Annotated in this window: 13 protein-coding genes; 9 read left to right on the top strand and 4 right to left on the bottom strand. The window is 38.1% G+C overall.

Annotated features, from left to right (window positions below):
• The first annotated feature begins 118 nt into the window (after positions 1–118).
• Genes istA through IGI37_RS14460 form a run of 3 tightly spaced genes read left to right on the top strand, consistent with a single transcriptional unit; the run spans position 119 to position 2,623 of the window.
• A complete protein-coding gene (gene istA / locus IGI37_RS14470) occupies positions 119–1,684 on the top strand; it encodes an IS21 family transposase (protein ID WP_438759505.1) in 1,566 nt (521 codons plus the stop codon).
• Entirely contained in the window at positions 1,674–2,432 is a 759-nt protein-coding gene (istB, locus tag IGI37_RS14465) for an IS21-like element helper ATPase IstB (RefSeq protein ID WP_438759506.1), read from the top strand. The genes istA and istB overlap by 11 nt, the downstream gene beginning before the upstream one ends.
• Positions 2,429–2,623: a hypothetical protein gene (locus IGI37_RS14460; RefSeq protein ID WP_438759507.1), complete on the top strand. Its 195-nt coding sequence runs from the start codon at positions 2,429–2,431 to the stop codon at positions 2,621–2,623. Before istB ends, IGI37_RS14460 begins: the two co-directional genes overlap by 4 nt.
• Positions 2,624–2,971: 348 nt before the next feature.
• Here the strand turns inward: IGI37_RS14460 and IGI37_RS14455 are convergent, their stop codons facing one another.
• From IGI37_RS14455 to IGI37_RS14440, 4 genes are all read right to left on the bottom strand, one after another.
• The gene (locus IGI37_RS14455; RefSeq protein ID WP_438762771.1) at positions 2,972–3,589 is read right to left on the bottom strand and encodes a GNAT family N-acetyltransferase; all 618 of its coding nucleotides are present in this window, start codon (positions 3,587–3,589) and stop codon (positions 2,972–2,974) included.
• Complete coding sequence (locus IGI37_RS14450; protein ID WP_438762770.1) at positions 3,579–4,934, bottom strand: MATE family efflux transporter; 1,356 nt, start codon at positions 4,932–4,934, stop codon at positions 3,579–3,581. Before IGI37_RS14450 ends, IGI37_RS14455 begins: the two co-directional genes overlap by 11 nt.
• A gap of 261 nt (positions 4,935–5,195) precedes the next feature.
• Positions 5,196–5,516: a DUF960 domain-containing protein gene (locus IGI37_RS14445; protein ID WP_438762769.1), complete on the bottom strand. Its 321-nt coding sequence runs from the start codon at positions 5,514–5,516 to the stop codon at positions 5,196–5,198.
• A 247-nt stretch (positions 5,517–5,763) separates the two neighbouring features.
• Positions 5,764–6,381, bottom strand: coding sequence for a 50S ribosomal protein L25/general stress protein Ctc (locus IGI37_RS14440; RefSeq protein ID WP_438762768.1), 618 nt, complete (start codon positions 6,379–6,381; stop codon positions 5,764–5,766).
• 328 nt (positions 6,382–6,709) lie between these two features.
• Here IGI37_RS14440 and IGI37_RS14435 point away from each other — a divergent pair, with 328 nt between their 5' ends.
• From IGI37_RS14435 to celB, 6 genes are all read left to right on the top strand, one after another.
• The gene (locus IGI37_RS14435) at positions 6,710–7,426 is read left to right on the top strand and encodes a 16S rRNA pseudouridine(516) synthase (protein WP_438762767.1); all 717 of its coding nucleotides are present in this window, start codon (positions 6,710–6,712) and stop codon (positions 7,424–7,426) included.
• A 15-nt stretch (positions 7,427–7,441) separates the two neighbouring features.
• Positions 7,442–8,128, top strand: coding sequence for a YjjG family noncanonical pyrimidine nucleotidase (locus tag IGI37_RS14430; protein WP_438762766.1), 687 nt, complete (start codon positions 7,442–7,444; stop codon positions 8,126–8,128).
• Between the two features lie 121 nt (positions 8,129–8,249).
• Entirely contained in the window at positions 8,250–8,873 is a 624-nt protein-coding gene (gene udk, locus IGI37_RS14425; protein ID WP_438762765.1) for a uridine kinase, read from the top strand.
• 182 nt (positions 8,874–9,055) lie between these two features.
• A complete protein-coding gene (locus IGI37_RS14420; RefSeq protein ID WP_438762764.1) occupies positions 9,056–10,471 on the top strand; it encodes a glycoside hydrolase family 1 protein in 1,416 nt (471 codons plus the stop codon).
• A gap of 88 nt (positions 10,472–10,559) precedes the next feature.
• The gene (locus IGI37_RS14415) at positions 10,560–11,279 is read left to right on the top strand and encodes a GntR family transcriptional regulator (RefSeq protein WP_438762763.1); all 720 of its coding nucleotides are present in this window, start codon (positions 10,560–10,562) and stop codon (positions 11,277–11,279) included.
• Between the two features lie 143 nt (positions 11,280–11,422).
• The gene (gene celB, locus IGI37_RS14410; protein ID WP_438762762.1) at positions 11,423–12,688 is read left to right on the top strand and encodes a PTS cellobiose transporter subunit IIC; all 1,266 of its coding nucleotides are present in this window, start codon (positions 11,423–11,425) and stop codon (positions 12,686–12,688) included.
• Positions 12,689–12,787: the final 99 nt, after the last annotated feature.

Here is a 12,787-nt window from a genome sequence, read left to right as displayed (position 1 = left end):
CGAAGAAGTTAACCACTCTCGGCGAAGAACATGACCAATATCTAAATTAGCATATAAAACCTCCTGTATAATAGTCTTTCATGCAAGTGCATGAAGAATAAATACAGGAGGTTTTTTTATGCTTCAATATCGAAAAATTTTGGAATTGAATGAACAAGGGTTTAGTATGCGTAGTATTGCCGCAAACACAGGTAATTCGCGACCCAAGGTCTCTGAAATCATTAAGAAAGCAATGGAAAAAGGAATTAAAGAACCGTTCACTGAAGAAATGACTGATTCCTGGTTTGAGGGTCTACTGTTTCCTGAAAAAATGCGTGAATCTAAAGGAAGGGAGTTACCTGACTTCGAATATATTTATAAAGAACTCGCAAAACCAAACGTTACATTATCGTTGCTTCACCATGAATATGAGCTTGAGTGCAGAAATAGTGATAAAATTCCATATGCCTATCGAACCTATTGTCAGTATTACACTGAGTATGCAAGAAAATACAAAGCCACTATGCGTATAAAACGTAAGCCAGGAGAAATCATGGAAGTCGATTGGGCGGGTGCAACACTTAAATTAGTCGATAGAGATACTGGTAACCAAGTTAAAGCGTATCTTTTCGTTGCCACACTTCCGTGTACACAATATACCTATTGTGAAGCAACACTATCGATGAAACAAGACGATTGGATTAATGTTCATATTCGCGCATATAATTATTTTGGCGGTGTAACAGAACTATTAGTACCGGATAATCTTAAAACGGGTGTGAGCAAAACTGAATATGGTGCAGCTATTTTGAATGAAGTTTATCGCGAATTGGCTGATCATTATGGGACTGTGATTCTTCCGGCTCGTATTAGAACACCTAAAGATAAAGCGAGTGTTGAAGGAAATGTTGGAAACCTGTCAACATGGGTAATCGCTAGTTTAAGAAATTCGGTGTATTTTACACTTGATGAATTAAATGCAGATATAAAAAAGAAGTTAGATGAATTCAATGACCGGCCCTTTACAAAAAAATATAAGTTGGGAAATAGAACAACGGCATTTGAGGAAGAAGAAAAGTTCGCGCTTAAACCTCTTCCTCTTACACCATTTAGATTAGCAACATGGAAAACAGCAACCGTTCAATTAGATTACATGGTTTCGATTGAAAGCATGTTTTACTCAGTCCCTTATGAGTACATCCAAAATAAAGTTGATATTCGCCTTACAAAAGACTTAGTAGAAGTTTTTTATAAAGACAGCCGTATTGCCACACATAAGCGATTATACGGTAAATTCGGACAATTTTCGACTAATCGCGACCATATGCCAGATAATCATAAACTCTATATAGATCACACGAAAGAATCAGTCATTGACTGGGCGAATACAATTGGTGAAGCGACCACTAAAGTGGTCACGTTTATTTTTGACTATGCGCAAGCTGAAAGACAAGCGTTAAAAGCTACCATGCGCTTGAAAAATCAAGGAAAGAAATACTCGAAAGAAGAGCTTGAAACAGCTTGTGAGGCAGTTCTTAAGTTAGCATCAACTCCAACTGTTCGTACAGTTGAAACACTATTAGCAAGTAATAAGAAGAAAAACGCAAAAATGAAATTGAATGGAGACATACCAGAGGAAACAACGAAAGACTATGGGTTTACTCGAGGAGCGAGTTATTTTGGAGGGAAACTAAATGATGAATGAAGATACGAAACGCAAGCTACATGAAATGCGCCTCAACGGCATGGTAGAAGCAATAGAATCACAGCAATTAGATAATAAAAGTTACAACGATATGCCATTTAATGACCGGCTCAATTTAATTGTCGATGCTGAATATGCTCGTCAGAAATCAGCTCGGCTTGATCGTTTGATTAAAAGTGCAAATTTTCATAACCGACAGGCGGCAATTGAAGACATTGAATATTATCCAGATCGTCAATTAGACAAAGAATTAATTCTAAAACTTAGAATGGGGACATATTTAGCAGAGCATCATAATATCATACTCATGGGTGCTTCAGGGAATGGGAAGACCTGGCTTTCTAATGCCTTTGGTATTGAAGCATGCCGTCAAGGTTATAAAGTACGTTATATCCGGCTACCTGAACTATTAGATGAACTAACAATTGCCAAAAATGAAGCCGATGGAAGCTTCAGGAAAGTATTAAATCGTTATAAAAAAGTGGACTTACTTATTTTAGATGAATGGTTATTGACCCCTTTAACGCTTGAGCAATCCACTTATATTCTTGAGTTGGTAGAAAGCAGGCTTCAAGTGACGTCAACGATCTTCTGTTCACAATTTTCCCCTGAAGGTTGGCATGAAAAACTTGGTAATCCACAAATTGCCGATGCCATACTTGATAGAATTATTCATGATGCCTATCCTATTTTAATTGATGGAAAAGTATCTATGCGTGAACGGCATGGTTTGGTCATAAAGCCATGATGATTCCGGACAATGTTTATATACGAATTAAGGACTTCCATTACCGCTTAACAGCTCCTGAGGATCTGATAAATTTGGTAGATGAATCACTTCTACAAGCCATCTGGGACTCACAAGAATCCCTTACAGACGATGAGCTCGTTGCCCTTGGGATTAAATTAATTAAGAAATATGACCATTTAAACCACTAAGGGCCACTTTAGTCTAAACTAGCCCTTAATAAATACCTTTACAAGCCTAACGACGCTTTTAGGGGTATTTATGTATTTTTCATATGGTATAAACTGTTGATATTCATTTAATTTTCTTTGAGTGGCAAATTACTGCGCACAAAGTGGTTCATTCTTTCGCCGAAGGTGGTCAATTTCTTCGCAGAGGTGGTCAATTTACAATGCCGCCTTCACAGAAGGAGCAGCTTTTTATTTTTGCCGCATATTCGTGTTTAAGTAGATGGAAATGATATTTTTGAGTACCATTGTTGCTCCGATCTCTAAAAGATATACCCCACTAATTACTATTTTTTGATAGTGTATCAGCTTTTATAAATCTGTGTCTTGTGGCGCACGTTTCTTTTTGTTAGGAAAATTCTGTTCAAATGCTTTCACCGCGTCTGATGTAACTGAGAATTCTGGTGCAAAGGAAAAGATTCCTAATTGGTCTGGCGCTTGACGGGAAAAGTACTGAGGGTTTAATTCAAGCGCCATAAAATAAGGTGCATCATCTGTTGAAGAAATTCCATCTAGTTGAATCCCGAATTCTTTGGCTGTTTTGAAACCAAATCTATGATAGTAGCCAGGATCTCCCGTGATTAAAACGGCTTGATAACCTAACTCCTTGGCTTTTTCTAAAGTGAAGGTGATAAGCTTTTGTCCAATTCCTTCTTTTTGATGGTCAACTGCAACACTCAGTGGGCCAAAACAGATGACCTCATCAGAAAGAGTACCATTTATAAACAGCTTGCTATAGGCAATCTGTCCAATCACTTGTTGTTCTTCAACTGCTAGATAGCTAAGTTCATTGATAAAAGCCGGGGACGTTCTTAACTGGTGGAGCACTAGATGCTCTGTACAACCAGGTTGATAAACGTTCCAGAAAGCTTCGCGAGTTAACGCTTCACTTACTCGATATTTAGAAGGGGTCTCAAGTTCAAATCTCATAGTTTGTTGCTCCTTTTTCTAATTTTTTTAAGGATTTCATAGCTTTACTATAGGAATAAAGCAGGACTGCGACGGAGCCAATCCAAGCAAGTGGAGAAGCAGCTGCCGCTCCTGTATAGCCAATGAGTTGCGTTAAAAAGATGGCGGCAAATGACCGCATAATTAACTCCATGATGCCAGCAATGGTTGGGATTTTACTTTGCCCTAAACCTTGTAACGTGTAACGCAAAATAAATAATATAGCTAAAATCCAATACATTGAACCATTTACATTGAAATAAATCTGAGAAAGCTCAAAGACCTTGACTTCACTTGTACTGACAAAGAGACGAACGAGATAATGGCCAAAAGTGATAACAACAAACCCAGCGGCGATACTGAATCCACAGCTCATAAGTAAACACTGTTTGACACCTCTCAATATTCGGCCATATTCCTTTGCTCCATAATTTTGAGCCGTGAAGGTTGCCATGGTGACACCAAAAGACATCATTGGTTGTGTGGCAAACTGATCAATCCTTCCTGCTGCGGCTTGGGCAGCAACAACATCTGTTCCTAAGCTATTTAGTGCAGACTGTAGGATAATCGCTCCAATCGCAATAATCGATGCTTGAAAGGCCATGGGTAAAGCAATATTTAGATGTTTACGTAGTTCTATTTTATCCCAAACAAAGTCTTTTCGATGAATTTGTAAGAGTGGAATTTTCTTTTTGATATAAATCAGACAAAGTAAACTAGCTGATACCTGTGCAATTACTGTAGCATAGCCAGCTCCGGCAACGCCCATTTTAAAATAGATAATAAAAACCAAATCCAAAATCACATTGACAATGACTGCGATGACAAGAAAAAATAACGGTGTTCGACTATCGCCCAATGCTCGAATAACATTTGAGAGAAGGTTGAAACTCATGGCCGCAAAAATTCCAGCTAAAATGACTGAGATAAATGATTGTGCTTGATCAATAATTTCTGCAGGAGTTTGCATCAGCAAAAGCATTGGTCGTAAAAAGGTCAGACTTAAAATAGTCAGAATAGCCGTGACAATTAGACTAAGAATAATGCTTGTCGCAAAGCTTTTTTTGACTCCCCGAAAGTCTTGTGCGCCGAAGCGTTGAGCGGTAATAATTGAAAGTCCAGAGGTTAGCCCTTGAGCAAATCCGATGATTAAGAAGGTCAGACTACCCGTTGAGCCGACCGCGGCCAAGGCGTTTTTACCAAGTGTTTGACCGACAATGATCATGTCGACCATGTTATAAAATTGCTGGAAGATATTCCCAATTAATAGAGGAATCGTAAAAATAAAAATCAATTTGGCAGGATTTCCTTTTGTTAGTTCTCTCACAATGACACCCTCATCTCACAATAGTCTCAAATAATAAGTACAATACTAGCACACGAAAGAAAAGTTAGCTATCGTTTCAAACGCTTTTGAGCAAGCTAACGAAAGATTTCAGCAAATTAAAACCAACCGGGTATCTGACTTATTTGCTCCTGTGAAAAATAACACATCGAATCAACATGAAAAGCAACGAACTTCTGTAGAAATAAGCGCAAATAAATGCTTAAATGAAGAAGTTCATTGTTTTCACCGATGAGCAATTCCTTATTGACGAATCTCACTGGGAAGAAGAATGGTTTCTCGCATCCCATCGTCATAAGCAAATAGTTGTTTAGGAAACGTGTCTGAATATGGAAAAGGGAGATCAATTGCCATTTCTACCTCAGAATTTTTTTGAGAGAAATGCATGGTCACAAAGCCTTTTCGGTTAACCAAGTCAACCGTTAGACTATTGGTTAATGGAAGCACTCCTTTTAGATTTAGATCAATATTTATCCAGACGCTGTCTATTAATTCACCAGGCAAGCTTGAAACGACACCGACTGAGGCAAATCGACTACGGTTGCTATCAAATTTTTCAAACATAAGTAAAACCTCCTTGTATGAATCGATTACTTACTTTAAGTATAAATCAAAATAGAAAAGAAACCCATTTTTTCGCTTTGATATAGCTTGAATTTTTTGAAAATGAACAATCCTATATCAAAACGAAAAAAACTCCAACAAGCAGGACTATCCGCTTGTCGGAGAATCTAATAAGTAATCAGGAACAATAGGAAGAACAGGCTCTTAACAAAACCCGAACGCTTAGCTCCTAACCCTAAAGTACTAGTTATTTTTCTTCTTTTTCACCAATTACTTGAGGTTCACTCGGAGTGTTGGCGTTATCTTCCTCAAGTTCTGCTTTTGGTTCAGTGATTGAGACGATTTGTTCTTCTGGATCAGCGACAATAGTGAATTTGTCATTTTTAGGCAAATCAGCAATTGTCATAGAATCACCAATCTCTAATTTAGTAATATCGATTTCGATGTTTTCTGGAATATTATCTGGTGTAGCTGAGACAAGGACGTTGTGTAGATTTTGGTTTAGAACCCCGCCACTTTTTACGCCGGCTGCTTCACCAACTAAAAGAATTTCTGCTTCTAATTCGGTAACTTCCGTCATATTAACTGATAAAAATTCTAAATGTGTTAATTTTTTGGTAAAAGTATCAACTTGATATTTAACAAGCAAAGTATTGATTTTTTTTCCTTCAATATCTAAAGAAAACACTGCATTGGCTCCATGATCACGTAATAGTCTACTTAATACTTTATCCTCTACTGTGATTGGTGTACTTTCAATTTGATACCCATAAACGACGGCCGGAATTTTTCCTTCGTGACGTAGCTTGTTTCTTAATGAACGGGGACGGACTACTCTTTTACTTACTTCCAATGATACTGACATAACCTAAAACTCCTCCTTAAAAAGTGACTGTCCTTGGTATCAGACAGATTTTATTTAAGTGAACTTGTTTTTTGGTTATTCTCGTGCACATTGAACGGTGCGAAAAACACAAAAAGGACAATTGTCCACACAACTGTCCTAAAAAGTTTGAGTCAACTTTTCTCCACCAGGTCATTACGCTGTGTATGAGAAACCATATTCACTTTACTCTTCTACCCTAGTCCCTATTTTGAGGGAAGTCAAGGATTTACCCTTTGCTCGTTTCTTTCTCTGTTTTTTTGGCGTTCTTTTCGTTATACTGTTTGATGAACAAAGAGAGGGAGTCTGTATGCGTTTAGATAAGTTAATTGAAACGGAACTTCTTACTAGTCGTAAGGAAATGAAACAGTATTTTGCTCGGAGGCTTGTCAAAGTAGATGGGCAGGTAGAGATGAATGCCAGTCGAAATGTCGATAGTCAACTACATACGATTCAAGTAGGGACCGATTTTTTAACCACCAATCATGTGTATCTTCTATTAAATAAACCAATAGGTGCCGTGACAGCTGTTAAAGATGAACGGCATACAACGGTTACACAGCTGATTGCCTCCGCTGATCAAAGGGAGAATCTTTATCCGGTGGGGCGTTTAGATAGAGATACTGAGGGATTGTTGTTAGTAACGGATAACGGCCAGCTAGGTTATGAACTGCTGTTACCTGATAAAAAAGTAGAAAAAACCTATGAGGTCTGGATCAATGGCCTACTTGATACGTCAGATGTTGTAGCTTTTGAAAAAGGGATTCAGTTTATCGGCGGTGAAATCTGTAAGCCAGCAGAATTGGTTATTGTTGAAAGCTTTGCTAAACTAAGTCATTGTTATCTGACTATTCAAGAGGGAAAATTTCACCAAGTAAAAAAGATGTTTCTTGCAAGAGGGAGTAAAGTCCTCCGTTTACGAAGAACCAAGATGGGTCCTCTAACCTTGGATGAGAAATTACCACCAGGCGGCTACCGGCCCCTAACTGGCATTGAGCTAAAAGAACTTGCACACTATTTTAAATGAATATGGAGGAATGAAATGAATTATTCAACTTTATTATTTGATGTGGATGACACATTATTGGATTTTCAAGCAACCGAAGAGAAGGCTCTCAAGGCTCTGTTTAAACAACAGGGAGTGAAACTAACGCCAGAAAGAAAAGCTAGCTACAAAACGTTAAATCACCAACTGTGGCGTGAATTTGAGGAAGGTCTACGAACACGTGATGAAGTAACAAATCAACGTTTCTCTCTGTTTTTTCAACAATTTGGAAAGATTGTAGATGGCTTAGAATTGGAGAAAAATTATCGGGAGTTTCTGAACCAAGGGCATGATTTGTTAGGAAATAGTCGGGAAATTATCGCTGACTTATCAAAAAAAGCTGATTTATATATTGTCACAAATGGTGTTTCCAAGACACAGTATCAAAGGCTTGGAGACGCGCGATTGACTGATTATTTTAAAGGGATTTTTGTCTCGGAGGATACGGGCTACCAAAAACCAATGACAGAATATTTTGATTACGTTTTTGCTCGAATCAAAAATTTTGACCCGCAAGAAACTTTGATTATTGGTGATTCCTTGACTTCTGACATTAAGGGTGGTCAGCAATCTGGAATTGACCAAGTTTGGTTACAGCCAGAAGGTGCCAAGGAAGATCTTTTTATTCAACCAACGTATAAAATCCGCCGCCTTGAGGAAATTTATTCAATTTTGGAAGGATAAAATGACTAATTTTTGTCAGAAAGCATAGAAAAATCATGTTTTTTCGTTATAATAGACACGGGACTATCGGTAATGTTATAACCAAATAAATGTAACTCATAATGAAAGAGGTTTTTACGTAATGACAAAGAGTAAACCCATTATAATCGGTGTAACGGGAGGTTCTGGTAGTGGAAAGAGCAGTGTTAGCCGAGCGATTTTGAATCATTTTCCAGATCATTCAATTATGATGCTCGAACATGATTCTTATTATAAGGATCAGAGTCATTTGAGCTTTGAAGAACGATTGACTACGAATTATGATCATCCATTTGCGTTTGACACGGACCTCTTGATTGAACATTTAGGACAACTTTTGAACTATGAATCAATTGAAAAACCAGTTTATGACTATGTGGCACATACGCGTAGTGAAGTGACAATTATTCAAGAACCAAAAGAAGTAATTATCTTAGAAGGAATTTTAATTCTTGAAGATGAGCGCTTGCGTGACTTGATGGATATTAAACTGTATGTAGACACAGATGATGATATTCGGATTATCCGCCGAATCAAACGTGATATGGAAGAACGTGGCCGAACATTGGATTCAATTATCCAACAATATCTAACCGTTGTAAAACCAATGTATCACCAATTTATCGAACCTACGAAACGGTATGCAGATGTGATTGTGCCAGAGGGAGCCGAAAATCACGTGGCAATCGATTTAATCACAACCAAGGTAGCAACGTATCTAAATTAAAAATGAAGAGAAACTGTTAAGTCTGCACTATCAGTCATTTTGACGAATAGTGCAGGCTTTTTTATGATTTCTTAACTGGTATAGAATAATTTGTTTAAAAGTATAGACATTTCTTGATTATATATATATAATTTGGAGGTGCACAAAACAAAAGTAATTAAGATAAGTGGGGGATAAATTGAATGGAGCTTAAATTTCCAGAGGGTTTTTGGTGGGGTGCTGCTACATCTGGTCCACAATCAGAGGGGCGTTTTGAGAAGGAGCACGCGAACGTTTTTGATTATTGGTACGACATTGAACCAGAAGCTTTTCATAACCAAGTAGGGCCAAATGTTGCCTCTAATTTTTACAATAGCTACAAGGAAGATATTCAATTAATGAAGAAAGTGGGCTTAAATTCCGTTCGAACGTCTATTCAATGGACTCGATTGATGGATGATCTTGAAGAGGGCACAGTTAATGAAACAAATGTGCGTTTTTACAATCAGGTCATTGATGAATTTATCGCAAACGGGATTCGTCCGGTGATTAATTTGCATCATTTTGATTTGCCTGTTGAGCTCTATCATAAGTATGGTGGATGGACGTCCAAACATGTGGTTGATTTATTCGTGAAGTTTGCTGAAAAGTGTTTTGAACTATTTAGTGACCGAGTGACAGATTGGTTTACGTTTAATGAGCCCATGGTAATCGTAGAGGGGGAGTATCTGCATCAGTTCCATTACCCAAATCTTGTTGATGGAAAAAAGGCTGTGCAAGTGGCCTATAATATTCAGCTTGCCTCAGCAAAAGCGATTGCTTCTTTTAGAAAATTGAATAAGCGGGCAGAGGGCAAGATTGGGATTATCCTCAATTTAACACCAGCATACCCAGCCTCACAATCGGAGGGGGATTTGAAAGCCTCTAGATTTGCTGACTTGTGGCTCAATCAATTGTTTATGAATGCTTCTACATTGGGTGAATTTCCTAAAGAGCTAGTCGAAGTTTTAACAAAAGACAAGGTACTTTGGTCAGCTACCAAAGAGGAGTTAGCAATTATTAAAGAACATACGATTGATTATCTAGGTGTAAATTTCTATCATCCCCATCGAGTGAAGGCACCAGATGTTTCTCCAGATAGTTTAGCGGTTGATTGGTTGCCTGAAAAGTATTTTGATGAATATCAAATGCCAGGCAGACGAATGAATGTTGATAAAGGTTGGGAAATCTATCCTAAGGCGGTCTATGATATTGCCTTAAATATTCGCGATAACTATCACAATATTGAGTGGTTTATTTCGGAAAATGGGATGGGCGTTTCCCGTGAAGAGCGTTATCTGAATGAACAAGGAATGATTGAAGACGATTATCGGATTCAGTTTATTCAAGAACACTTATATTGGCTTCATAAAGGGATGGAAGAAGGCTCGAATTGTTTTGGCTACCATTTGTGGACGCCGATTGACTGTTGGTCTTGGAAGAATGCTTATCGCAATCGTTACGGATTTATTTCGACAGATATTCGCACGCAAAAGAAAACAATCAAAAAATCAGGCTACTGGTTTAAAGAGGTGTCTGATAATCATGCTGTTCAGGTCTCAGACACGCTTAAACGATGAAGTCAAAAGAGAAATCAGGCATACAGTTTATGTAGAAATGCTACTTGATAAAAGAAACACGTTGGTAATTAGTGGGGGAACAATTGAGATGAAAAAGTACGTACACATTTTTAATGATATAAAAAATAAAATGATTGATGGTACCTACGTCGCAAATCAAAAGCTCCCTTCTGAAAAGCAGCTGAGTGAAAGGTATCAAGTTAGCAAGATGACGATAAAACAAGCGTTGGATATTCTCGTCACGGATGGTTTAATTATAAAAAAGCGGGGCTTGGGAACGTTCGTTAAAGATTTATCACAAGAAGAACTAGTGAGAATGTCGTTGATGGCACAATTTCGGGGAAAGACCGCTGAATATCCCCGAGAAAAGGTGACTAGTAAGGTGTTACAGTTTTTAGTGAGTCATCCTTGTGAGGCAATCCAGCAGAAACTGAATATTTCTGAAGAGGATTTTGTTTATCATCTGTGTCGCGTTCGTTATATAAATGATGAACCGTTTGTTATAGAGGAAACCTACATGCCGATCTCGCTTATAAGAGATTTGAAACGGCGTCATGTGGAGCAATCAATTTATGAATATATAGAAACTGAATTGTCGTTTAAGATTCAAAGTGTGCATAGAAAAATTACGGTTCGAAGGTCCAATCAAAAAGACGCGAGAGAATTAGCGATGTTGACAGGTGACCCTGTTGGAGTGGTCGAGCAGATAGGATACTTATCCAATGGGGCAGCGTTTGAGTACTCAATCTCCACTCATCGGTATGATCGGTTTCAATCAGAGATGATTTTAAATCGGACATCCATCTGAGTTGAGCAACTGGTGCGACAGTCAATAATTAATTTTTTTGGAAGGAAAACAGATTTGGTTGATTCAAGTCCAAATTTTCGGACTGTAGTTATAAGTAATTAGAATTGCTGAGGATTTTTAAATTTAAGAATGAGGTGGAAAAAGTGAACGGATTTATGGATAAGCTTAGTGAAAAAATTATGCCTTTAGCTAATTGGTTGGGACAAAATAAATATTTAATGGTATTGAGAGATGCTTTTATGCTCTCGTTTCCGCTGACGATGTTCGGCTCAATTATTGTTGTTATTGCTAACTTACCCTTCTTTAGTGATGAGACCAAAGCTACATTAAACACGCTTCTTGGAAGTGGTCAAAGTGCTACAATGAGTATTATGACGGTCTTTGTAACTTTTGGTATCGGGTATTATTTGTCAAAAAGTTATGAGGTAGAAGGAATATTTGGTGGGGCGGTTGCCTTCTCAAGTTTCCTAATATTAACGCCCTTTTTCATTGATACAGAGGCAGGAGAAATCTCTGGTGTGTTGAGCCTCGATCGTTTGGGCGCTAAAGGGATGTTTATCGGGATGTTGGCGGCCTTTATTGCTGCTGAAATTTATTGTCGAGTAACCAAACGTGGTTGGCAAATCAAAATGCCTGATGGTGTACCACCTGCCGTTTCAAAATCGTTTGCCGCGATGATTCCGGCAATTGTTACGTTGAGCTTTTTCTTATTAATTAATGTCCTCATGACGGGTATTTTTCATGCGAACCTACATGACGTAATTTATGAAGTGATTCAAAAACCATTAACAGGTCTAGGAAGCAGCTTGCCTGCGACATTGATTGCCTTATTTTTTGTTCAATTCTTATGGTTCTTCGGTTTGCACGGTCAAATTATTGTCAACTCAGTGATGGATCCGATTTGGAATACCTTGATGTTAGATAATCTGGAGGCCTACAAAGCAGGAGATAAATTACCTCATATCATCACAAAACCTTTTATGGAGACCTTCACTGTTGGTTTGGGTGGTTCAGGGATGACGTTAGCTGCAGTGCTGATTTTGGCTTTCTTCATGAAGAAAAAACAATATAAGGATATTGGACGATTAGCATTAGGTCCTGCTGTTTTTAACGTAAACGAGCCCGTCATCTTTGGGTTTCCGATTGTTTTAAATGTGACCATTTTAATTCCTTGGATTTTGGGTCCGCTACTTGTAACAACGGTTAATTATCTCTTGATGGCAGCTGGAATTTTCCCAGCACCAACAGGGGTTTCAGTTCCTTGGACAGTACCAATCATTGCTAGTGGTATTTTGGCGACTAATTCATGGTTAGGTGGTTTGCTACAAGTGATTGATTTTGCGATTCTTTTTGTCTTATGGTTCCCATTCTTAAAGACGTTAGACCGCTCAAAAGATATTGTTGCCTAATATAAAGTAAATAAAGTAAGGAGGCCGGGGCTCAAAGTGTGAGATCCCGTCCTCCTTTTTGTATAGACTAAAACAGAACAAATCCTTCATTTATAGAGG

This window comes from Enterococcus sp. AZ194 (assembly GCF_051713825.1).
GTDB lineage: Bacteria > Bacillota > Bacilli > Lactobacillales > Enterococcaceae > Enterococcus_K.
Note: the sequence above shows the minus strand (reverse complement) of the source record. Positions and strands in the feature narration are given on the sequence as shown.